The organism is Bacteroidota bacterium (assembly GCA_016718825.1).
In the GTDB taxonomy this organism is placed as follows: domain Bacteria; phylum Bacteroidota; class Bacteroidia; order J057; family JADKCL01; genus JADKCL01.
The window spans coordinates 441,405-465,075 of sequence record JADKCL010000001.1; the positions used below are offsets into that span (position 1 = coordinate 441,405).

General features: G+C 50.0%; 21 protein-coding genes and 1 tRNA gene. 7 read left to right on the forward strand and 15 right to left on the reverse strand.

Annotation, left to right across the window (positions count from 1 at the left end; all coding sequences use genetic code 11):
* Nucleotides 1-245: 245 nt before the first annotated feature.
* The 6 genes from IPN95_01865 to hflX all read right to left on the reverse strand — a co-directional run bounded on the left by IPN95_01865 (nucleotide 246) and on the right by hflX (nucleotide 7,179).
* Nucleotides 246-1,148 (reverse strand): alpha/beta hydrolase, encoded by a 903-nt coding sequence (locus IPN95_01865; GenBank protein MBK9448165.1) that lies wholly within the window; start codon nucleotides 1,146-1,148, stop codon nucleotides 246-248.
* A 176-nt stretch (nucleotides 1,149-1,324) separates the two neighbouring features.
* The gene (locus tag IPN95_01870; GenBank protein MBK9448166.1) at nucleotides 1,325-2,602 is read right to left on the reverse strand and encodes a serpin family protein; all 1,278 of its coding nucleotides are present in this window, start codon (nucleotides 2,600-2,602) and stop codon (nucleotides 1,325-1,327) included.
* Nucleotides 2,603-2,875: 273 nt separating this feature from the next.
* On the reverse strand, nucleotides 2,876-3,892 hold the full coding sequence (locus tag IPN95_01875) for an SPFH domain-containing protein (protein MBK9448167.1): 1,017 nt from the start codon (nucleotides 3,890-3,892) through the stop codon (nucleotides 2,876-2,878).
* 36 nt (nucleotides 3,893-3,928) lie between these two features.
* Entirely contained in the window at nucleotides 3,929-4,459 is a 531-nt protein-coding gene (locus IPN95_01880; GenBank protein ID MBK9448168.1) for a DUF2480 family protein, read from the reverse strand.
* A gap of 188 nt (nucleotides 4,460-4,647) precedes the next feature.
* Nucleotides 4,648-5,799, reverse strand: a complete 1,152-nt coding sequence (locus IPN95_01885; GenBank protein ID MBK9448169.1) for a DUF2029 domain-containing protein — start codon at nucleotides 5,797-5,799, stop codon at nucleotides 4,648-4,650.
* Nucleotides 5,800-5,967: 168 nt separating this feature from the next.
* On the reverse strand, nucleotides 5,968-7,179 hold the full coding sequence (gene hflX / locus IPN95_01890) for a GTPase HflX (protein MBK9448170.1): 1,212 nt from the start codon (nucleotides 7,177-7,179) through the stop codon (nucleotides 5,968-5,970).
* Between the two features lie 305 nt (nucleotides 7,180-7,484).
* Between hflX and IPN95_01895 the strand changes: the two genes are divergently transcribed.
* Nucleotides 7,485-8,165 (forward strand): NTP transferase domain-containing protein, encoded by a 681-nt coding sequence (locus IPN95_01895; protein MBK9448171.1) that lies wholly within the window; start codon nucleotides 7,485-7,487, stop codon nucleotides 8,163-8,165.
* 176 nt (nucleotides 8,166-8,341) lie between these two features.
* A complete protein-coding gene (locus IPN95_01900; GenBank protein ID MBK9448172.1) occupies nucleotides 8,342-9,811 on the forward strand; it encodes a Do family serine endopeptidase in 1,470 nt (489 codons plus the stop codon).
* A gap of 111 nt (nucleotides 9,812-9,922) precedes the next feature.
* Here IPN95_01900 and IPN95_01905 read toward each other — a convergent pair whose 3' ends face one another.
* Nucleotides 9,923-11,263 carry an MFS transporter gene (locus IPN95_01905; GenBank protein MBK9448173.1) on the reverse strand — a complete coding sequence of 447 codons (1,341 nt, stop codon included), beginning with the start codon at nucleotides 11,261-11,263 and terminating at the stop codon, nucleotides 9,923-9,925.
* Nucleotides 11,264-11,673: 410 nt separating this feature from the next.
* Between IPN95_01905 and IPN95_01910 the strand changes: the two genes are divergently transcribed.
* Entirely contained in the window at nucleotides 11,674-12,651 is a 978-nt protein-coding gene (locus tag IPN95_01910; GenBank protein ID MBK9448174.1) for an HRDC domain-containing protein, read from the forward strand.
* Between the two features lie 114 nt (nucleotides 12,652-12,765).
* Nucleotides 12,766-12,853 (forward strand) — tRNA-Ser (locus tag IPN95_01915).
* A gap of 545 nt (nucleotides 12,854-13,398) precedes the next feature.
* On the opposite strand, the gene serS is transcribed toward IPN95_01915, so the two are convergent.
* Nucleotides 13,399-14,679, reverse strand: coding sequence for a serine--tRNA ligase (serS, locus tag IPN95_01920; GenBank protein MBK9448175.1), 1,281 nt, complete (start codon nucleotides 14,677-14,679; stop codon nucleotides 13,399-13,401).
* Between the two features lie 416 nt (nucleotides 14,680-15,095).
* On the opposite strand from serS, the gene rho reads away from it, so the two are divergent.
* The gene (rho, locus tag IPN95_01925) at nucleotides 15,096-17,246 is read left to right on the forward strand and encodes a transcription termination factor Rho (protein MBK9448176.1); all 2,151 of its coding nucleotides are present in this window, start codon (nucleotides 15,096-15,098) and stop codon (nucleotides 17,244-17,246) included.
* A gap of 95 nt (nucleotides 17,247-17,341) precedes the next feature.
* Here rho and IPN95_01930 read toward each other — a convergent pair whose 3' ends face one another.
* On the reverse strand, nucleotides 17,342-18,283 hold the full coding sequence (locus IPN95_01930; GenBank protein ID MBK9448177.1) for a T9SS type A sorting domain-containing protein: 942 nt from the start codon (nucleotides 18,281-18,283) through the stop codon (nucleotides 17,342-17,344).
* Between the two features lie 461 nt (nucleotides 18,284-18,744).
* On the opposite strand from IPN95_01930, the gene IPN95_01935 reads away from it, so the two are divergent.
* Nucleotides 18,745-20,349, forward strand: coding sequence for a S8 family peptidase (locus tag IPN95_01935; GenBank protein ID MBK9448178.1), 1,605 nt, complete (start codon nucleotides 18,745-18,747; stop codon nucleotides 20,347-20,349).
* Between the two features lie 13 nt (nucleotides 20,350-20,362).
* On the opposite strand, the gene IPN95_01940 is transcribed toward IPN95_01935, so the two are convergent.
* The 6 genes from IPN95_01940 to IPN95_01965 form a co-directional block, all read right to left on the reverse strand.
* On the reverse strand, nucleotides 20,363-20,617 hold the full coding sequence (locus IPN95_01940) for a hypothetical protein (GenBank protein ID MBK9448179.1): 255 nt from the start codon (nucleotides 20,615-20,617) through the stop codon (nucleotides 20,363-20,365).
* Nucleotides 20,618-20,690: 73 nt separating this feature from the next.
* A complete protein-coding gene (locus IPN95_01945; protein ID MBK9448180.1) occupies nucleotides 20,691-21,026 on the reverse strand; it encodes a hypothetical protein in 336 nt (111 codons plus the stop codon).
* Nucleotides 21,027-21,459: 433 nt separating this feature from the next.
* A complete protein-coding gene (locus IPN95_01950) occupies nucleotides 21,460-21,627 on the reverse strand; it encodes a hypothetical protein (GenBank protein MBK9448181.1) in 168 nt (55 codons plus the stop codon).
* Between the two features lie 664 nt (nucleotides 21,628-22,291).
* Entirely contained in the window at nucleotides 22,292-22,744 is a 453-nt protein-coding gene (locus IPN95_01955; protein ID MBK9448182.1) for a hypothetical protein, read from the reverse strand.
* Nucleotides 22,725-22,928 carry a hypothetical protein gene (locus IPN95_01960; GenBank protein ID MBK9448183.1) on the reverse strand — a complete coding sequence of 68 codons (204 nt, stop codon included), beginning with the start codon at nucleotides 22,926-22,928 and terminating at the stop codon, nucleotides 22,725-22,727. Before IPN95_01960 ends, IPN95_01955 begins: the two co-directional genes overlap by 20 nt.
* Before the next feature lie 291 nt (nucleotides 22,929-23,219).
* A complete protein-coding gene (locus tag IPN95_01965; protein ID MBK9448184.1) occupies nucleotides 23,220-23,450 on the reverse strand; it encodes a hypothetical protein in 231 nt (76 codons plus the stop codon).
* A gap of 126 nt (nucleotides 23,451-23,576) precedes the next feature.
* On the opposite strand from IPN95_01965, the gene IPN95_01970 reads away from it, so the two are divergent.
* Nucleotides 23,577-23,671: hypothetical protein (locus IPN95_01970; protein ID MBK9448185.1), on the forward strand; the 95-nt coding region annotated here is incomplete at its 3' end.

Consider the following 23,671-nt stretch of genomic DNA (forward strand, 5'->3'; position numbering starts at 1 on the left):
CCACAGAGGCACTTTGTTGTCTGCAACCTCATGTGAATCAATGCCAAAAGCGAGGTTTAGTGCGGATAGGGCATGATTTGAAGGCTTCAAAAAAATATTTTGAAGGTATTTTCCACTTGTGGCAAAGTGGCAGTCACATGTGACAAAGGGGCAGGGTGTCTGCCAAACACGGTCAAATCAAGTAGTTATCTGCATTCGACAATGCCTGAAATACTGAAAAAGCTGTTGGGCAAAAATTCGGGTGGTTACTTTCCGGCTTGTTCTCCGACGAATGCAACGATTTTGGTGATGGCTTCCTTGGCTTGATCCAGGTAGCGCCAGTAAATGTGCCAAACATGCATGAGCCCCTCTGAAACTTGGAGTGTCACATCAATTCCGGCGGCCTTTGCCCGCTCGGCAAGCTCTAAATCCTCATCGACAAGCACTTCGGTATCGCTCATTTGAAGCAACATCGGCGGCAAGCCTGTGAGGTCGGCATACAATGGGCTGACCAGCGGATGGTCGAGCGCCTCCTCGTCGGCATAGTTGCGGGCCCAAGTTTTCATCTCACGGAGATAAAACATCGGCGTCTTGTCCATGTACTTGTAGATGCTCGGCTTGGAGACCGTCAGATCCACCCATGGCGAAATCAAAACTTGCGCAGCGGGCATGGGCAAGCCCATTTCCTTGGCCTTCAAGAGGCAGGCCAACGCCAATCCGCCGCCAGCGGAGTCGCCCCCGACGATGATGTCCTTGGGGTCATGGCCAGTTTCCAGCAGCCATTCGTAACATCTAACGGCGTCATTCAGCGCACATGGGAACGGGAATTCGGGTGCAAGGCGGTATTCCGGGATCAGTGCACAGAATCCTGCCTGACGCACAATCTCTGCGGCAAGTGCACGATGCGTGATTTTGGATCCCAAGGCGTAACCGCCACCGTGTAGATAGAGAAAGACTTTGTTGTGATTCGCTTTTTTGGGGATGATCCATTCGCAGTCAATATGATCGACCATCACCTTTTCGGTTTCCACACCCGAAGGCATGAAAAACACGAAGGATCCCATATCGGCTACGCGGCGCATCACCGGGATGTTGTATTCGGACCCGCGCAAAGCCCATACGAGCGTGCCCAAGGTGGAGCGAATCAAGCCATGTTGTATTGTCGACACGAATGAAGTCCCAGTTTACAAATGTTAAATTAAGACTAAATCCAGCAATACAAAAGGCTAAATCGATTTTGTAACAGATAACAAAAAATCCGCAAGCCTGCGATCACGACCGGAATCGCTTGCAGATCTTGCGGATTTCTATTTAAAACCTTTGGCTTACAGCCGATTTTGTTGGGTCAAATTACCGGCTTCACCATCTTGCCCAAGAAGAGAATGCTCTTGGAGGCGTTGTGCTGAATCATGAAAATAAAAGGGTGGTCGGCCCGAAAATTGCGGATCGGATCTTCTTGCATCGCAGCGGATTTCTCCGCGACCACCACCGCAGTCGCTGCTGCAGCCTCGGTTCCCTCCTCATTGACCTCGACAAATGCCTTGTGAAAAACATCGCTGATCTTGAATTCGACAGGATCCGAAAACATGTTGGAAAAATCTGCGGATTCAAACAAAGAGGCCATTCCGAGAGAAGACAGGGCTGGCTTGATCGAACCGCCGCCTTCGATTTTGAACTTGGGGAGCCAAACATTGACGGGTGCCGGATGGAGCTGCATCGAAATCAGCGACCATTGTGCGGCGTCAAGTTTCTTTTCCAAATCAGCCATCTTGTCCAACTCTGGAAGCAAGACGATCATTGAGAGGTCGTCGCCCTGGTAGGGCAGGGAAAGTGCCTCAAAACCATCCATTTGGGCATATTTGAGCTTCTGCTTTTTGTAGGGCAAATACATCAGCGGGGCCTCCACCTTGTTTCCCTTTGAAAGCCAAAAGGGTTGTGACTGCGTCAGCTTCTTGTCGAATTCGAATTTCCACTTGCCCTTGAAATAGATGGCATTGGTGAGGACCATGCGGGTGAGTTCGGTGAGAGAGCCCTCGGGAAGAAGATTTTTGATGCGTTGGTTTGTCTGCTTTTCGACCCAAGCGTTGATGGTCTTGCGTGAATTTTCGAAATCGGATTTGAAGTTGAGCGGCAAGGATTCACCGTGGTAGACCTTGCGGATGACGGAAAGAAATTCTGGTTTGAGGTGAAATGACTTTTCGGGCCAAATGGCATTGGCTACGGCCAAAGCGTAGGGAGCGTCGCCACGGCTCAAGGCGGCACCCAATTCGCTGAGTCCGGCATGGAGAACTTCCCTTTCTGGCAGTGCGAGGGTGTTCTTGAGAATGTCGAGGGTGGTGCCACCTGCCCCCTCAGAGGTCATCGCCAAGGCTGCGAAGACCGAAAATCCAGACATAAATTGATTTTCCTCGGGCTTTTCGCCCACCAATTTCTGGTAGAGGTTGAAGCCAAAGGCATTGCTTGCGGCTGCGACGGCATCCAACGGTTTTGCTTGTTCTGTGGGGCTACTTTCACCAAGATTTCCGAGCGCACAAGCGACAGCTGTTTGCGCGGCACCAAGACAAAACATTCCAACAATCATGGATTTCAAAGGAATCATCATTCTACGGGCTTCGAATTTCATCTTTCTATTCTTTGATTTTCTTCACGGGATTCGAAAGGGCTCGAATCTGAAAGCTAGGTGAAGTTTGTTGGAAAATTCCACAAATGCATTCAGAAAATTCACGATTCAAAACACGATCGATGCTGATATTCGTCAGTAAACGAGCTCCTTGCATTCATTTGGGCGCAACTGAATCTCCACCATTCATGCATTGAAAACTTGGTCGCCCACTTCAGCAGCAAAAAGGGCCATCCACTTGCGCGGACAGCCCTTTCGTATTCTTGCTGAAAAGCCTTACAACTTTGCGAGCAGTTCCTTCTTTTTCTCGTTGAATTCCTCTTCCGTCAGTACTCCGGCAGCCTTCAACTCAGCCAAGTCTTTCAAGGTTTTCATGATGTCTTCCTTGCTTTGGACCGGTGGCTGATTCTGGTTGTTCTGCGTATTCTGCTGATTTTGTTGCTGATTCTGCATGTTTTGCATCATCATGTTCGCCATCATCATGCCGGCCATGTCCATGTTTCCGCCGCCGTTTTTGGCAGCATCTTCCATGGATTTTGCCTGCTGAAACTGCTGGAACTTGTTCAAGTCACCGACCATGTTCATCTGCGTGTTTTTGCGCAGGAACTCGTTGACTTCGGGAGGAAGCGTGATGCTTTGAATCTGGAAGTCGGTGATATCGAGGCCAAATTGCTCGAAGTAGTCATGGATGCGCGGCATCAAGGCCTTGGTAAACTCCGACTTCTGGGCCTGAAGTTGCACGAAGGACAAACCTTGCTCGGCCATTTCAGCGACAACTTCTGTGAAGCGGTCGACCAATTTGCCACGCAATGTGCCTTCGAGTTCACTCACTTGCACCTCAGGATCGGTACCTGCGAATTCCTTGAAGAATTTGCCGGCATCTTTGACACGGAAGTTGAAGGCACCAAAGGCGCGGATTTCAACCTGGCCAAATTTGCTGTCCGGGATATAGACCGGCGTTGGGGTACCCCACTTCAGGTCAGTGAATTGACGGGTATTGACATAGTAGATGTCAACCTTGAATGGCGACTCAAAGCCATATTTCCATGACCTGAGCGAGGTCATGATGGGCATGTTGCGGGTTGTGAGTTCGTAGCGGCCGGGCTGGAAAATGTCGGCTGCAGAACCCTCGTTGATCATGAGGGCCACTTGTGACTCACGCACGGTGAGTTGGGCACCCATTTTCACTTCCTTGTCTTGGTCGGGAAATTTCCAGATGATCGTATCGCGGGAGGCATCCACCCATTCGATGACATCGATAAACTGGCCACGGATAAAGTCAAAAAGTCCCATAATGTATCTTTATAAATCTAAGTCTAAGGTAGAAATTTATTGGATAACCTGTGTTTTGATTTTCTCTTTTTTCCAAAGCGGCACGGTGGAGCAGGGTTCGCCATACATGAGCTTGTCGGCGATCGCGCGGAGTCGCACGATGAATTCCACAAATGTGGCTTGGGGAATCTCTATGTCGCCACAACCTTTCACGACAATTTTTTTGCCCTCCAAGGCAGCATAGTCGATGCGGGCGAGTGATTTTTGCCAGATGGCCTTTTCAAGATCTTCACGGCTACCAAATACGATGGTTGCGGCAAAAGGTTGGAGTTGAATCGCCAAAAGCATCCAAGTCCAGCCTGGAATGATCGCATCGGCCGAGCAATAAAGGTGTACATGCTGCCCGGCGTACTGTGCCCAATCGTGTTCTGCAAGCCAAACACGAAAATCAGCTTCCTTGAGAAGCATGCCCATGTACAGCCGCTCCGCGATATCGATACCCACTCTTGGACCATTGTCATAATAGTCGGCGAGGTCAAAAGAAACGAGCGGACTGAGGGCGATTTTGTTGACGATGTCCTTTTCCATGTTGTCGAATACGGGATTAAAATAAGGAAGTCTTGGGTGAGTGGAAAACGTATCTCAGGAGGATTTGGTTTTGATACCTAATCAGAAACCGAAGTAGAAGGGGAATTGTCCCCATTGCAAAGATAATGTGCGATGGCACGCAATGTCGGTGGCGGACTCAATCGTTCATTTTCACTTCGCGTTGTCACTCATCGCGATACTGACGCGGATGCGCGCCTTGCCCAAAGTTCGATGATGACACGAACCCAAGCAAAAAAGCATGGCAATGCCTTCAAATGATAGGGATAGGCGTAAGCCTTTCGAAATGACTTGGGAGTAATGTCTGAAAAAAGCAGCGAAACACCGGCAAATACAAATAGCAGCAATAGAATGTCGGGCCATTGCCTTGGACCACTGAAAAACCAGAGCGCGACACCCATCATTGCAATCACATACGAAGGCGATTCCGCCTTGTGGTTAAAAATGACCATCCAAATCAACAGCGCCGCCAAAACCAATTGCCTGAACCATGGCTGCTTCCATTTTTGAATTTGAATTAAAGGCAACAGCATCAAAACCAGGCTGATACCTAACAAGAGCGTTTTGGGCGGGTTCATGCCCGAAAAAGATCCCAGCATTCCAAAAAAGGACATCCCGGCATATTTTGCGTGGTCGCCTAGAATCTGTGTATGCCAAGCTTCGTAGATCCCCCACAATTCTGAAGGGCTCACGACCACGAGTGGAACCAAAGCAAGCACCGCGATCCAAAGCAGGGTATACAAGGCTAGCTTTGGTTTTTGCGGATAGAAAATGAACAACAAAATCGCCCCAAATCCAAATAGTTTGATGAATCCTGTAATCACGATGAAAAGTGTCGCAGGCAGGTATTTGCGACGTTCAAGGAAGGCAAATGCGAGCAGCAACAAGGCTGCTACAAGCGCGTTGGTTTGTTGCGCTTGGAGGCAAAGCAGGCATTCAAAGCTGGCAAATACAAAAAACAGAAATTGCTTTGGAGGGTCCATGCCTGGCAAGGCGCGCATCGCGGCATAGGTCACTCCGACTGTGACCATCAACCATAACCAAAGTCCTATGCCTTGAGGGACATAAGCGAACAAGCCAAAAAACAAGGCAAACGCTGGACTGTATTTATAAGTGAAACAATGCTCGTCCAGATGGTCAATGTAGAGGTTTTTGCCATTGAGCAAATGTTCGTGGGAATACACAAAAAGGTCGTAGGTCTCGATTTGGGAACAGGCGGGCCCCTTGTAGGTTTTTGAGTTGTAATAAGTTTGGATGCAGGCAAAAGTGCCCATGCCAATGAGGATCACCAAAATCGTGTATCTCCAGTTGGCTACAGCCAAAGCTGCCCTCTTTAAGCGGTGATGGATGCCTCTCTGTTCCAATTTTTCCTATTCCCGAGACGTCAAATGTCAACAATAAGCTGCAAACCTAGAAAAATGTGCAGCCAATTTTGTTGTGCTGAAATGCCATTCATGTAGAAGTTCAATGCGCATTTGCCCGTGACCGGCTCATCCCGGCCATTCGCCAGTCTCGCTTTGCTCCCGAGCCATTGCCTCGTAATCAGGAATTTCCGAAAACTTGAAGTGGGGGTATTTGTCCTTGTATTCCTGACGAACCAGATCGAGCAACTGCTTTTTCAAAACGTCGATGTTGAGGTTGGCGCCTGCGGCGACAAAGGTTGCAGGTGCGTTTTCGCGGGCGATCCAGGTTTTTTCCAACGAATCGCGCTCCTCTGCCGACAATCGGTCGATCTTGTTGAAGACGACGATCGTGGGTTTCTCGTTGGCTTTGAGGGAGGCGAGCGTCTCATTGACCACTTGGATTTGCTCCTCAAATGCAGGGTGACTGAGGTCGACCACGTGCAGGAGAATATCGCTTTCGCGTACCTCATCGAGCGTGCTTTTGAAGCACTCGACCAAGTCGTGGGGGAGCTTGCGCAGGAAGCCGACGGTATCGCTGAGCAAGAAAGGTACTTGGTCCACGACCACCTTGCGCACGGTGGTGTCGAGGGTCGCGAAAAGTTTATCTTCGGCGAGGACATCACTTTTGCTCAGGCGGTTCATGAGCGTGCTTTTTCCGGCATTGGTATAGCCGACGAGGGCGACACGCACCATCTCGCCGCGGTGCTTGCGGCGGGTCTGATTTTGCTGATCAATTTTTTTGAGATCCTCTTTGAGCAGGTCGATCTTGAAACGGATGTTACGGCGGTCGGTTTCGATTTCCTTTTCGCCAGCACCTTTCATACCAATACCGCCCTTTTGCTTGCTCAAGTGCGTCCAAAGCCCTGTCAATCTCGGCAATAGATATTGTAATTGAGCGAGTTCCACTTGCGCCTTGGCCTGTGCTGAGCGTGCCCTTTCGGAGAAAATGTGCAGGATGATGCCACTTCGATCCATGACCTTGACCTCCAGCACACGGTCGATGTTGCGCACTTGTGAGGGTGTGAGATCATCGTCAAAAATCACAAGGTCCACTTTGTGTTCATCTACATAGGCCTTGATTTCTTCCAGCTTTCCCTTGCCAACATAGGTGCCTGAATGGACCTTGTCCATCTTCTGAAGATATACTTTGAGGGTTACTGCTCCTGCTGTTTGCGCGAGCAGTTGCATCTCTTCCAAATATTCTTCTGCCTTTTCCTTGGTGACCGTGCGGTTATAGATCCCCACCAAAATGGCCTTTTCTTTGCCTGCGTATTCCAATTTAACTCCTTGTGAATTCATGTTGTGCGAGCTCCCTCAATGACAGACTGACAGTGAGCGTGCAGCTTCTATTGCAAATATCCACCGAATTGGCGAAAACTTTGCTATCTTTACAATGTAGGTCGTGTGAGGTAAGAAGATGGCGGTTGGAAATTTTGATTTCCGATTTGATGTTTTGATTTTTGCCGTGGCCAGAAATGGCTTTCTTGAGATCAACACTTGAAACTTTGAACTTGACAGGAAAACCCTCCAAGGGTCCCAAAATAAAGCCTGAATCGAAAAAAAAGGCGCATTCTATTCCGTCGCTTCCTTTCGAAGTGGTCGTGATGGCAGGTGGGAAAGGTGAGCGTTTGAGTCCTTTGACGGATGACCTCCCAAAGCCCCTTGTGAAGATCGGCAATCGCCCCATTGCTGAGTACAGTATCATTCGGCTTCAAAAGGCTGGCGTGAAACATTTCACATTTTGTGTCAACCATTTTGGAGAGCAAATCGCAGCGCACTTTGGAGATGGCTCTGATTGGGGGTTGACCTTTGAGTACATCTTTGAACCTAAACCGCTCGGCACGATGGGCGGAGTGGCCCTCAAAGAAAACTTCGTTTACGACGATTTGCTCGTGATCAATGGCGACTTGCTCACCACCATTAACTTCGAAAAGTTTTTCGCCTTTTTTGTAGAAGAAGATGCAGATATGGCGGTGGCAACGATTCCCTACCGCATCAACCTTCCTTACGGCATCATTGAACTGGACGACCAACACGTCATCAGCTCAATCAAAGAAAAGCCCACTTTTACTTATCATATCAACTGTGGCATTTACTTCGTGCGGAAAGAGTTGCTTCAACTTGTTCCGGCAAACAAGCGATTTGACGCCATTGAGCTCATCGAAACCGCCATGCGCGCCGGGAAAAAAGTATCTTCCTTTCCGGTGATGGAATATTGGATCGACATCGGAAAGATGGACGACTATCAGAAAGCACAAGAGGACGTGCAGTTCCTCGATTTCTGAGCCCAAAACCTTTAGGTATTTTTAACGAATGTATCCCCTAGGGTCGGTAGGACCCGATTTTTGCATTAATTCAAGGTGAAAACACGCTTTCTGGAGCGATTTTGCTCGGATCTGGCAAAACCAAGGGTTACGGACCTGCGTTTAAAGGACTATCTCGGACTTTGACGAATTGGATGATGAAAAGATCGGTTGGAACATTTTTGCTTGCTTTTGTTGGTGCTGCATTGGGTTTTGGGGTCATGCGGTGGGTTACGCCAGCCGCTGACACCGGTTTTCAATTGAGCAAACCCATGGTGGTAGCCGCCAATCAAACCCATTTGCCCAATAGAGATCTCTCGCAAGTCGGGGAGTTGCCCAGTTTCGTTCAGGCATCCGCAATCGCGACACCCTCTGTGGTGCACATTCGGTCGTTTTTTGCCGAAAAATCAGGCGATCCTTTCCATGGTTTTTTTGGCAGCCCGTTGCAGGGCGGCATGCGGCCACAATCCTCGGGATCCGGCGTGATCATCTCCAAAGACGGCTATATCGCGACCAATAACCACGTGGTCAAAGGCGCCGAAAAGGTGGAAGTAACCTTGGAAGACAAACGCAGCTTCAAAGCAACCATTGTCGGCACAGACCCCACAACTGACCTTGCCTTGCTCAAAATCGATCAAGACGATCTCCCTTTCCTTCCTTTTGGCAATTCTACAGAGGTTTTGGTCGGCGAATGGGTGCTCGCAGTCGGCAATCCATTTAACCTGACCTCCACCGTCACCGCCGGCATCGTAAGTGCCAAAGGCCGCAGCCTCAACCTGCTGAATGAGGAATTTGCCATCGAGAGCTTCATCCAAACCGACGCTGCAGTCAATCCAGGCAACAGCGGAGGCGCCTTGATCAACACTGCCGGCCAACTCATCGGCATCAACACGGCCATCGCCTCGGAAACAGGCTCATTTTCAGGCTATTCATTTGCAATTCCCGTCAACATCGTGCGCAAGGTCATGGAAGACCTCCGCGAATTTGGCGAAGTGCAACGTGGCATCATCGGCGTGCAAATCCAGAACATCAACGCACAAATCGCCGAGAAATATGGGCTTGAGACCTTGGAGGGCGCTTTGGTAACAGGCACGATCCAAGGCGGAGCAGCGCAGTCTGCCGGCATCGAGCAGGGAGACATCATCACCAAGGTGAATGAAACCCCGATTCGTGGTGCCTCCGAATTGCAAGAGGAAATTGGGATTTACCATCCCGGTGACAAGGTGCAACTCACCTTGATCAGGGATGGAGCCACCCGCCAAATGGAAGTTGTCCTGCGCAGCCGCGAAGGCAAGACAACGATGAATGAACGCACCGCAGACGGGCAAAAACCCTCGGAAACCAACGATTCCGAAGGTTTCAACACAAAACTTGGTGTACAATTGGAGGCGATTACCTTGACGGAAAAGGGCAAGCTTGGCTTGGAAAACGGCGTCAAGGTCGTAAAACTGCGCAAAGGCAAATTGTTGGATGCAGGGTTGGAAGAGGGTTTTGTGATCACCCGTGTCAACAAACACTTCGTGGAAAGCCCCGCCGATGTCGAACGCTACGTGGCGAGCAGTGAAGGGGGTATCTTGATCGAAGGTGTGACCGCGGATGGCAAGAAGAAATTCTTCGCTTTTGAGTAAGCCACGATAACGACGCTTGCCGGATTCAAAAGCATTTGCCGATGCATCCAAGCCCGCTTGGCAAAATCTGCGTTGGCAAAAAATGAAGCTTGATCAAGTTGCTGAAACCAATCAGCCAACGGCTTTTGCTGGAACTGCCTTGTAGGCGCGGTGCGCCAAAAACAGGAATCCGACGCCTACGACGAACATGCATCCAAGAAACAGCGATGCATTGCGCATGGTGCCGGTGAGGTTGATGATGACACCGTAGGAGAATGTTCCGGTCGCCGTGGCAACCTTTTCCGTCAATTCATAAAAGCTGTAATAGGAGGCGTGGTCATCGGTTTCAGGCAGAAGTTTGGCATAGGTGCTTCTCGCAAGCGCCTGAATACCACCCATGACCGTGCCGACAAAAAATGCAACCACGTAGAAGCCGACCTTGTCGGTGACAAAAAAGGTGGAGCAGCAAACCAAGGCCCAAATCGAGGCAGAGATCATGATGGCTGGAATATTCCCGATTCGACCCGAAATGGCCGCAAACAGGTAGCTTCCACCAATGGCTACAAATTGAATGATCAACACAGTGATCATCAGCTCACTTGCCGACATGCCGATTTCCTTTTCTCCAAAAAGGGTCGCTAAATAGATCACAGTCATGTACCCCAGCGCACAGAAGAAAAATCCGGCCAAGAAAAATACCAGCTTGCGTTGCGCGGGCTGCCGCAATTGGCGCACCACGTTCAAAAGCTCTTTGTAGCCATGCGTGAGCAGGCGCTTGGAGTCGACCGGACGGGTATGGGTGCGTGCAGGCAACCCTGCAAAGGCGATTTGTGCGAAGCCTAACCACCAAAGTCCGGCCATCATGAAGCTGAAACGCGTGGCCAAGCCCGTATTGGGGTCACCATTGGGAAGATTGGGGATGCCAAAGGTATTGGGCATCATGATCACGACGAAACAAAGGATGAGCAGAATTGACGAGCCGATATAACCCATCGTGAAACCGCGTGCGCTCACGCGGTCCATTCGCTTTTCTTCGACGATTTCAGGCAGGAATGCATTGTAAAAAACGAGGCTGCCTGCGAATCCGATACTTGCCATGATCGACCCGACGACGCCAATCCAAAGATTTTCCCTGCCGGTAAAGAAAAACAGGGAGATGGATGCGAGTGCCCCGATGCTGGAAAATATCTGCATGAAGAGCCTTTTCCTGCCCGCATAGTCCGCAATCCCTGACAATATCGGGGAAATCATCGCCACCATCAGGAAGGAAAGGGAGACCAGGTAGCTATAAAACTCACTATTGACGACTTGGCGGCCGAGGAACTCGATATAGCTCACGTCACCGGTTTTGGTCACTGCGCCAAAGTAGATCGGGAACACCGCCGTGGTGATCACCAATGGATAAACGGAGTTGGCCCAGTCGTACCAACACCAAGCATTGATGATCTTCTTGTTGCCCTTTTCTATGCTCATGCCAAAATCGTTGCGTTGGGATTGGATGCAAGCTAATGAATTATTTGCTCCGTAAACGGTGAACTACATCGTCATCAAACCATTTCAGGAGCCTTTAGATCGGAGTCAGATGCGCAACCCAAAACCTGATTCGGAGAAACTCATCGGCCCCTGACCTGCGATTTTCATGTTTTTTTATCCGATTGGCCTGCGTTTTCAAGTTTTTTCAGGGCCGTTGGCGTTACCCGAAAGGTCATTTTTTCCGCATTCGCAAGTCGCTCATAATCAAAATGTTGCTCTCGCACACATGTGTATACATTATACGTGTGTGGCACTGTTACCTGGCACCTGCTTTTTCCATTGTCAGCCAAGCCCAACCCCGGAAGTTTGCAACATCAAATTTTAATTCTTTCACAAAAACATTAACGAAAATGAAAAGTGCAGTAGGAACAGCGGAACAAATGCCGCCGGTGAGCAAGGAAGAAAACCTGAAAGTGCTGACCACACAAATTCTGAAGACGATGATTTTGCTGGGCAAACCCTTCGGCCAAAACTACCTGATCAATGTGATGACCGGCAATCCGGAAACCAATTACCGTGATTTGAGCCATACCAAGCTCGAGACCTTCGGGGCTGTGCCACGGTATATGGCCAACCGCCTCGCTTGTGTGATCCACTATTTGGTCGATGCCGGACTGGTGGAGACAAACGTCCCGGCCTGCAATGTCCTCAAACCGACCGATGCTGGCAAAGCCTGGCTCGACGATCCGCAAGACCTGATGGCCAACTCAGGTCGCATGAACTTCACCGGCTTGGAAATCTACCTCCGCAATGCGCTCCGTGCCCACCGCAATGAAACTTCAAAAATCACTGGGACAGATTCCTGGGCGATATTCACCGATTATACCATGGACCGCATTGTTTTGGGCAAACCCTTGAGCCTTGAATATCTGCTGCGAATCCCGGGATTTTCCACTGCCAAATGCGAAAAATTTGGCCCGGGAATCATCCGTGTGGTGCAAAATGTGATTGAAAACTACGATGAATTCCGTCGGCAGACTTTGGTGCAGCAAGCCAAAGGACCTGGTTACCAGACGGTAAAGAAGATGTTTGCCGACAATTTCACATTGCCCGAGATTGCCCGGGTGGCTACGCTGAAGGTCGATACGGTGGTACGTTACCTCTGCGACCTCCACGAAATCGGTCAGGTGGACATGGTGCCCTGGATCGAAAAAAACATCAGCAGCAAATCCCTTTTCAAAGGCGTCGAATACTTCAACCGCGTCCAAGCTCCGACCTTGAAAGAAGCCTATTCGACGCTGGGCTTGGACTACAATACCCTTCGTTTTGCCTGGTTGTACAAGCGTGACACCGATGCACGGAAGGAAGAAGCGCGCTTGAGCGCTTGAAAATTGACCACTTACGTTTCGTTCTTTGAAGAAAAGTCCCGCCCCTCTGCGGGATTTTTCATTTTTAGCTTTTGAAAACCAACAGATTTCTGCTTACCTTTGTCACCCATTCACGGAGAGGTGTCCGAGTGGTTGAAGGAGCACGCCTGGAAAGTGTGTGTATCTCAAAAGGGTACCGCGGGTTCGAATCCCGCTCTCTCCGCAAAACAAAGGCTTGCGCCGCGTGTGGGCAAGGCAGGGGGTGTGAACAAAGTGATCACCCAAATACTTGCCCACACGTACGCACCTTCGTACAAACCCAAACGATTGCACAACTAAATATTCAAGACCATTCCGGAAGGTGTTTGAATTTGCGAGGTTGGAAGTCTCTTCCCTTTCCACAAGAATGCCCAAGTGATGAAATGTCTGCTGAAGGAGTAAGCAAAGTTGTGGATCAAGCGGAATGCTTGTGGTCAGCGACGAAGTGCATCCCGTTTGCATTACATCCATTTCGCTGATGGATCTGATCGGGGTTCCAAAGTTGGATCGTGCTGACACACAGCTTCTGGACCTCCTTTGCAAACAGCATCTTTTCAGGTCGAGGGTGAATCCTGCAAGGCAACCGTTGGAAGCCATGCACCCTCCGATTGGGGTAAAGTGTGACCACGTACTTGGCCAAAGGCATGACGATCCCAAGGCGACTTCCCGAATCGTCCTTTATACCCTTGTCCGAACCCAAATGTCGAAGGCCGCCAGCGGCGTCAGCCGTTATGCTTTTGTCAGCTTCTCAAATCCAGTGTATTTCTGCAGCACTTTTGGCAAAGTCACCGTGCCGTCTTCATTCTGGAAATTCTCCAAAATTGCGGCCATGATCCGCGGGAATGCCAATGCTGAGCCATTCAAGGTATGGCAAAGGGTGTTTTTGTTGCCGTCTTTGAAACGCAGCTTGAGGCGGTTGCTTTGAAATGTCTCGAAACAAGACACGGAGCTCACCTCGAGCCAGCGCTGCTGCGCACCGCTCCAAACTTCCAGATCATAGGTTTTTGCGGAGGCAAAACCCATATCGCCGCTGCAAAGCAGCAATACCCTGTGGTGCAAGCCCAACTTGTCAAGCAAGCCGCGGGCATGTTCCAACATCGCTTCGTGACGCTCATAAGATGTGTCAGGGTGCGAAAGCTCTACGATTTCGACCTTGTCAAATTGATGCAAGCGGTTCAGCCCGCGCACATGTGAGCCATAAGCGCCCGCCTCACGACGGAAACACTGCGAATACGCGCAATTTTTGATCGGCAAGTCCCCTGCATCCACGATCACGTCACGGTAGAGGTTGGTGACAGGTACCTCAGCTGTCGGGATCAGATAAAGCTTGTCCTCGGGCACATAGTACATTTGCCCTTCTTTGTCCGGGATTTGGCCTGTACCATAGCCGGAATCTTCATTGACCAAAAGTGGCGGCACCACTTCCATATAGCCCACTGCAATGGCTTCGTCCAAGAAGAAGGTCTTCAGCGCACGCAAAAAGGCGGCACCTTGTCCTTTATATACAGGAAATCCTGCGCCGGTGATTTTTGCGCCAAGGGCAAAGTCCACGATGTCGAGGTCGTCGAGAATTTCCCAGTGCGGACGTGCCCAAGGGCCCAGGTCGGGAACGCTGCCATGCAGCGAAACCACGACATTGTCGTCGGCACTTTTGCCAAATGGCACCGTGGGATGCGGTGTATTGGGAAGGGTGAGCAACAGTTTGGTTTGCTCGTCGTCCTCCTCCTTGAGCCTTTGTTCCAGCGCAGCAATCTGCGATTTGGCTGCGGAGGAGATGGCTTTGGTCTTTTCGGCCGCTTCCGACTGACCAGCTTTCATCAATTCGCTCACGGCGGCAGAAGCCTTTTTGGCTTCGGCACGCAACGTTTCCGCTTGCAGCATCACATCGCGGCGGCTTTGGTCGATGTCCAGCAGGCGCTGAATCACCTGTTCTGCATCGGGAAAGTTCCTCGCTTTGAGCCCCGTGATAAATGGCTCTTTATTTTCTCTGATCTTGCGTATTTCCAGCATTTGTCCAATTTTCCTGCAAAATAACAAATTCCAACGCAAACGAGCAGCCCCGATAATGGAATTCGGCACCAAGAATGCAAGGAATTCAAAAGAAATTAGGATCGGCAAGTCCAAAGATTTGCAGAATCAAACCTTCTCCCTAGATTTGCCCACAGTTTGATTGCAGAATCGGGACAGCACTCACGAATGCAGGGTGCTTCTGTTCAAATTGACAAAATCCTTCCGCGGGTGCTTGGAAATCAAAATTAAAGCTTGTTGGTATTGCAAAACTTGGATGCATTCCCGTTCTTTGTCCTCAATCTGCTCCCACAAACTTTTCTTCCACATATTCCGTTGTTGATTGGGACGCAGCAAAATCATCTATGTTACGGAAATAAGAATGAGTTTCACTGAAAATTGGGTGTAACAAATCATTTATGCACGATATTATTGAATTGAATGGCCTTCTGTTGAATGAGCTGAAAGACGTTGCGAAAGGCCTGGGGATTGAAGATTACAAAGGCCTGAAAAAGCAGGATTTGATCTATAAAATTCTGGACCACCAAATGTCGATGGCTGCCGAAAGTCCAGCCAAAGCCGAAGAGACCGGAGCCAAGAAGCGTCCGGGTCGCAAGGCCAAGGAAGAGGTGGAAGCCCCGACCCTCCAATTCGAGGAAGTGAAAGAAGAGCAATTGCCAGTGGTCGAACCCAAGGTCGAGGCTCCCAAAATCGTTGAAAAGCCACCGGTAGGCCGCAAAACTGTGGTCGCTCCGATCGTCAAAAAGCCAGTTGCAGAGAAGAAGGCTCCGATAGAGGTGGAAACCCCTGTCGAAAGTCCGATTTCAAATGAAGAGCCAGTGGATACAAGCGAAAAACCATCCGTGGTGAAACGCGAATCCGCAGCCGACCTGTCCAATCGTGGCAAACGTCCGCGGTTGACCGAGCGCGAACGCAACGAAGAAGCGGCAGCGCGTGGATTTGCCGAGCGCAGCATTTTCAGCGAAAAACCCAAGGAAGAGCGGCCTATCGTGGAGCGCGTCGTAGAGGAGAAGCCGGTGGTCGAGCGGGAAGAGCCCATCGAAAAACCAGCCGTTGAGCGCAATGTCGAGCGTCCAAAAGACTTTTCACGTGAAGGTCAGAACCGCGAGTTTCAAACCCGCGAAACGCCGACACGTGACTTTCAAAATCGTGAATTCCAAAATCGCGAGCAACGCGAAAACCGTGAACCGCGTGAGCAGCGTGAAAATCGTGAACCACGTGAGCAACGCGAAAACCGTGGCAATGACCGCGACCAACCACACCGCGAATACCTGAACCGCAGCATGGAGCGGGGCATTGAACGCGGAAACGAGCGTGGCAATGAACGCGAAAGGCCGATTCGCCAGGAAAACCAGCCCCGCGAACAACAGCATCGCGAAGAGGGCGGTGGAGGCGGTCAGTTTGAGCGCCGCAAAGAAAAAGAATTCAACTTCGACGGCATCATCAGCAACCACGGTGTGCTCGAAGTCATCACAGAAGGTTACGGATTCCTCCGTTCACCTGAATACAACTACCTCCCTTCGCCAGACGATATCTACGTTTCGCCTTCGCAGATCAAGCTCTTTGGTTTGAAGACGGGCGATACCGTGTTTGGTCAGATCAGTCCACCTAAAGAAGGCGAACGTTATTTTGCCCTGCTCAAGGTTGAAACCTTGAACGGCCGTCGCCCGGACGAAGTCCGCGACCGGATCAACTTTGATCACTTGGTGCCGATTTTCCCAGAAGAGAAGTTCAAGCTTGAGCGCCCAGGTGAAAAAGACCTGAGCCTCCGGATTTTGGACTTGTTTTCCCCGATCGGCAAAGGACAGCGTGGTTTGATCGTGGCGCAGCCCAAGACCGGTAAAACCGTCTTGATGCAAAAGGTCGCGAATGCCATTGCCGCCAACCACCCCGAGGCTTATTTGTTGGTCCTGTTGATCGACGAACGCCCTGAGGAGGTCACCGACATGGCCCGCAACGTGAATGCCGAGGTGATTGCCTCGACCTTTGACGAGCCCGCCGATCGTCACGTACAAGTTGCGACCATCGCCTTGAGCAAAGCCAAGCGCATGGTGGAATCCGGCCACGACGTCGTGATCCTCTTGGACTCGATCACCCGTCTTGCCCGTGCCCACAACACTGTCATGCCAGCTTCCGGAAAGATTCTCTCCGGTGGTGTGGACGCCAACGCCTTGCACAAGCCAAAGCGTTTCTTTGGTGCAGCGCGTAAAGTTGAGCATGGTGGATCGTTGACGATTTTGGCAACCGCCTTGATCGACACAGGTTCCAAGATGGACGAGGTGATCTACGAAGAATTCAAAGGCACCGGCAACATGGAATTGCAACTCGACCGCCGCTTGAGCAATCGCCGGATTTATCCTTCGGTCGACGTGCTCTCTTCGGGTACGCGCCGCGAAGACTTGTTGCTCGAAGCCAAAGACCTGAGCCGCATCTGGGTGCTGCGCAAGTTCATGGCCGACATGAACCCGATCGAGGCGATGGAATTCTTGCAGGACCGCATGCGCGGAACCCGCGACAATGCCGAGTTCTTGATGTCGATGAACGGCTAATTTCGAAAGAATCCAATGAATAAAATGGGCCGCCTTCATTTGAGGCGGCCCATTTTATTTTCCCGGTGCGAGAAGGAAGTAGCTGAGATACCCGCTTAGTGGGTACCGACAGTGAATTTTCCCTCGATCAATTGGCCATTTGCGATTCCTCTTACAAAATAGAGTCCAGCCGGCAGTGTTTGAACTTCGATCCGAAAGTCTGCTTCACGGGTCAATGTTCCATTTGCGATCTGCATTCCTGAGATGTCGAAAACGACAAACGTGGTACTTTCGATGTTTTCTGGAAGCCGCAGGTACAGGTACGCGGTGCTTGGATTTGGAAAAGCGCAAAAGCTGAGCGGCGAAGTTTGATTCGTCAATTGCGTCACGGTACCATATTTGGCAGCGGCGTAGACAGTATTGTCAGCCTCCAATTCGCTGAGGTCGTATGTGGGCAACTGCAGCGCCGTCAGTGTATGCGATTGTGTGTTGTACCCCCACAAACCCAATGCTGTGTCCTCCGCAATGAACGCCATCGTATGCGTGGCCTGATCGTAGGTGTTGGCACCGATTTGCAAACCAGGGAACTGTGAAAAATCTCCATCCAAGGTCATTGCACCGGTAACAGTATCGATCTTTTGAATTTGTACGTGCACAACGCTCGTTGTCAAGGTATCGACAAGTTGGCCCAATGCGTACAGGACGTTGTTGTCATTGTCGTATTCCATTGACGATGGCATGAATTGCCGATTGATCAATGGAATTTTGACGAAGGAAGGATTGGTGTTGGCGTGGGTGATCTTGTAGAGGTTGTAATACTGCGAGGTGTCAACACCAACGAAATAGTAGGTACCATGGTTGGAATCATAAGCGCTTCCATCGATGATATAGCCTTGGGCATCCGTGATGGTCAATAAATTCGTTTCTGTGTTGTTGGCGAGGTTATATTGAATAAAATCGAGGCTGCTGCCAATGTACATTCCTGAAGAATCAAACCGGTCGGTGGTGGTGAGTGCAAAGATTTTCCCCGTTTGCATATCGATCTCCGCATTTCCCAAGTCAAATTGCAAATTGAGGGCATCGAGGTGTCGGGTGAGAACGAAACCCGATGCATGCTGGAAATGTCCCGGATATAATACTGTCCATTGACCGCGTCAAAGACGGATGCCCCCATCACATAACCTTGTGATTGGGTCGGTACGGTAGCCTGCTGCGTCCCGGTATTGGCATTCCACCGCAGGACATTGGTCACTCCAAGCGTGTCGTTCTGGGCACCAACCAGCATGATCTGTGCTTCCGCACACGTGACAGAAACCAATGAGAACAATGAAATCAAGAAGTTTTTGAGCATCCTGGGTAGAATAAAATACTGTTGCAAAATGAAGTCCTCGTACAAGGGTAAAGCTAGGTAGGAATCGCCCGAAATGTTGAACGAAATTAAAAATAAATTAAACAAAATCTGTCGGATACTTCCATGCGACTGCTGATGGGACTAGAATAATTTTGCTAATTTCCGTCCATGAAAAAGATGCTGCTGATTGTCCTGCTCTTCGTGTTTGCATGTTTGCCATTGTCCGCCCAATTCCAGCCGGGGAAGATTTTTGTGAAGATCAAATCAGACGACCTTCGGGAGTTTCCGCAGTACCGCAATGGTCAGTCTCGGCCTAGTTATGCAGCATTTCCAGGGATCGAAGCGATTTTGGATGAATACAAGGTTTCGGAATTCTACAAACCATTCAAAACCAAAAATATCCATGTGCAGCATATCTACGAATTGCATTTTGATCCCGCATTGAATGTGGATTTGCTCCTCAAAGCATGGGATCAGTTCGCCTACATCGAATATGCCGAGCAGCTTCCGATCTATGAAATGTCCTACACGCCCAATGACTACGCGCCTTTGCAATGGGGGCTTTTCAAAATCGACGCCGGCACTGCTTGGGATGTGAACCGGGGGAGTCGTCGTGTGACCGTCGCCGTTGTCGACGATGCTTGCTTGACGACACACGAGGATCTTGCGCCACAACTTTGGACCAATCCGGGTGAAATCCCTGGAGATAGTATTGACAATGAAGGAAATGGATGGATTGATGACGTGCATGGGTACGACCTTGCTGATCGTGACAATGATCCCAATCCGCCGTCGGGCGCCGACGACAATGCCTTCAGCCATGGGACGCATACTTGCGGCATCGCCGCGGCTGCGACCGACAATGGGTTAGGCATGGCATCGGTCGGCTTCAATGTGAGCCTCGTTCCCGTGAAAGCAAAAGAAGATTCGACCATCAACGATCCGTATTTGTATGCCACATTCACTGGGATCGACTATGCCGTTGCCAATCATTTTGATATCGTAAGCATGAGTTTTGGTTCGACCAACTACAACGCTTCGCTCGCCTATCTTGTGCAAGCGGGCCATGACAGCGGCACGGTCATGATCGCTGCCGCCGGCAATACCGGCAGCTACCAAGTGCATTATCCATCCGCCTACGACGGCGTGATTTCGGTCGGCTCGACAGACTTTGACGATGGCAAATCAGGATTCAGCACCTACCATTATTCGGTGGATGTGATGGCGCCCGGGAGTGGCATCTACAGTGCCGTTGCGGGTGGCGACGACCACTATGGCTTCAAAAGTGGCACATCGATGGCATGCCCGATGGTGGCGAGCTTGGCGGCCTTGATGCTTTCGGCAGACAGTACATTGAGTCCCGACGATGTGCAGAATTGTCTGCAAAGCAGTGCGGACAATATCGATGCCCTGAATACCCAATATCTTGGCGGCATTGGTGCCGGTCGTATCAACGCGGGCAAAGCCTTGATTTGCGTGGTCCCCACTGCCATTTTTTCCCCGGCGGTCGACGGCTTTCAGCTCGAAAGAATTTTCCCGAATCCGGTTGAAACGCGTGCGCTGTTTGCTGCGAATCTGCCACATGACGGCCTGCTCAGCATCAGAGTGGTGGACATGCAAGGCCGCCAAGTCGGTGCGCCGATTCAAATTGAAGGCCAATCAGGCTTGGTACAAACCTGGTGGAACCGTCCCGAAGGCACTGCCGCTGGACTTTACCTCGTCAATTGGGAATGGGACGGCCATTTTGGCAGCCAAAGAATGCTGTTGAAATAGGTGATAAAACGCTTTAGTTGGCTTCGGGGGCGCGCGATTCGCTGGAATCTGGGATGATAGTTTTCAAAGAGAGTTTGCTGATAGCTCGGAATCGCCCATTCGCCTTGTAGGCTGCCATTGGCTTGAGGGTATAAAGTCCACAGCCGAAAGTGAAATCATTTTTCAGGCCATAGCCCGTCAGCAGTTTTCCGTTTCGGAGCATTCCTGACGCCGACGTATTGCCCGGTGGTCCCTTCTGAATGCCCAAGTCATCAGAAAAGCGCACCATACGGCGCAAAAGCGACTTTGCCCTTGTACGGTTTCATTGCCGGGCTGCCATCCTTGCATGTCGTAGGTTTGATTCAAATGGGCCATTCCAGGGCAATCGGGAACGGTTTCGCGACCGGTTGCGCCTTCCAATCCATAGCCGGTGAAAATCGCTTCGATGCCGCCATTTTCTCCGCATAGACGGCCAAGCCATAGCCCACTTCGGTCCCAAACGCGACGTAAAGTTGACCTTCGATCGCCAAGGCAATGCCTTCATATTCGCCTGCGGTAGTTTCCCATTGAATGCCGTGGCCACCTCGGGGCAAGGCAAAAATCCGCATCGTGCCTGTGTAGGCTTGACCAAGGTGATTCGTGGCAGTGGAAATCGTCCAAGTGCCGTCAAATTTTGGATCGTGATAAAGTGTATTCATTCCAATGATTCCTTTTCGCCGCTGGGCAGATTCGTCGAAAATAAGCAAGGAATTCCAAACAAATGCTGTAGGTTACCGTTAATTGATTTGTCTCTGCTTCAGGATAGAGCAGATGTTCAAGCCCGAATTTTGTTTGTCATTATTGTCATAACTTCTTTGTGATTGCCATCGGAGTCCGGGGGCTAATTGCATTTTATGGCAGCAAGAAATCGGACGGTGATGGACCACAAAATGTGATTCGCCCGAGCGCAAGTGCAATAGGATTCCCTATCGATTAGCACCCAATATTTCGCCCCCAGTTATGAAATGTCGGGCCTACACAAAATGTACTGCGCTATAAGTCAGTGATTTGGTATGATATGGTGCGGAAGTCAGGGGAAGGAAAGCGGGATATCCGTATAACTCTCAGGAAGGTTTCCATTGAAGCTCGGATTCAGCACAAGAACCAAGCCCCTCCTCCAAAATAGGGACTGCGGTCATGCTGATACTCCTTGAGCCGGATATTCCCAAGCAAGCTATTGAGATTGCCCTGCACATTCGCTAGGAATTGCGGCAACTTGTCAACTGTGATCAAATCTGAAAGTAAAGGGTAGTATTCCACTTGATCTATACTATTTGATTTTCAACCATTAGTCATTTCTTCTATTTATCCCCTCCAGCATTTCAAAATCCACCTTCCCTTTTCGGTATGTAGCTCGTCCGATCAAAGTTGAATACCTTTGTATGCGGTACCGAAACCGCGCACCCTTTCGAGATTCAAACTCAATTGTAAAATTAGGATCAGGCGAGAAACTTGCACGATAGGCACTGTCGACCGAAGGGATGAAATTCGCTGCATCCTCCACCAAATGATAGGTGATTCGGTACTCCTTTACCTCGGCAACGTATTTCTGACCGCTAGTAAGATCTACGAAGGTTACACGACGTTGAATTGCCGTCAATGAATCTGGAATTACCCGTATCATTCCAAAATCCGGATAGGCATCAAACTGTACAAACTCGTATAGCCAACGGAAACCGTAGTCACCCTCAGGCAGCGATTCGTGGGCAAGCCTCATTATCAAGGACATGGAGTTATCGTAAGACTCGAAATCTTCCAAGATAGATCACAGGAGGTAGCACCGAATGCGAATCCAGCCTAATCAAGGAATCTTCGTGGCCAATCCCGACGAAAAACTTGCCATCGTATAGCAAAGTCGAAGGTTTCGGGATACCATTTAGAATTGGTTCGCCATTGGTTGCTCGATTGATTTGGTAGCTTCCAATCATATTCCCACAATAGGATGGGCGAAAATCAATAAGGTAAAAATCATATGCCGAAGACGGAACGAATTCTTCTCCAAATGGTGTGACACGCATTGGGCTGTTCTCCTCATCAATACGTGAAATAGAAAACTATCTCCGGGGATAGGCATGTAAATTTGTTCCCTAAGTCGAAGAATCTTGTTGCATTTCAAGGCTTGCTTCAGAACCACACGATGATGTGGCTCAGAACCAAATTTCTCGATATATGCTCTCTTGGAGACGATGAATGGATCAAGCGCCTTCTCTTTAAGCAATTCCAGCCCCACGGCTTGACGAATTTGACCCAAGCTATCACCAGTTTCACTTGATGAAATCGGCATTTGTCCCAAGGCAGTTCCAAAAAAGGCGATGCCCAGAAAGACCAGCCACAGAGGCGGAAAGCCTGTTCGATATTTATTGCAGCTTCGAGTCATCCAGATTTAAAAATATATATTCCTGATCAAACCACTGTGTCGCCTCGTTGTAAGGCGCTTGGATTTGGTGCTGGGACGTCACTCTCAGTAATTTCAATGGTAAATCAAGTACACCCTTCATAGCCTCGGCAGTGGAAATCGTCCAAGTGCCGTCAAATTTTGGATCGTGATAAAGTGTATTCATTCCAATGATTCCTTTTCGCCGCAGGGTAGATTCGTCGAAAATAAGCAAGGAATTCCAAACAAATACTGTAGGTTATCGTTAATTGGTTTGTCTCTGCTTCAGGATATAGCAGATGTTCAATCCAGAATTTTGTTTGTCATTATTGTCATAACTTCTTTGTGATTGCCTTCGAATGCCGGGGGCAATTGCATTTTTAGGGATCGGTATGATCGTGTTTACGCCTCTGATTTTCCTGAAATACAAGGTGAAATTTAGACAAACCGATTCCACTTTCCATCCCGCGAAAATTCCCTAAATTGAGGCATGAATCGCCACGAGGAAGTTTTTGGCCGCCAACAGGCCTATTTTTGGGAAAAGCTGAAAGGCACGGCCACCCAACGCGTTGCCAAGCTGCGGAAAATGAAAATGGTGCTTGCCCATCGAAGGATATTCAGGCTGCGCTGTTTCAGGATTTCCACAAGCCCGCGCACGAAGCGACCTCATGGAGGTCTTGCCGGTCATGGCCGAAATCAAGGATGCCATTGCCAATCTCATGATTGGATGCGGCCCGCAGCTACCGACTCCGATGGCATTTATCGGTTCGCGTTCCGAGGTAATGTATGAACCCAAAGGTGTTCCCGCTGATCTTGCCCCTGGAATTTTCCTCACATGCTCACGATCGGGCCACTCGTCTCGGCCATCGCTGCAGGATGCACCGCCATGGTCAAGCCCAGCGAATTTGCCCCGGCTACAAGCAACTTGAT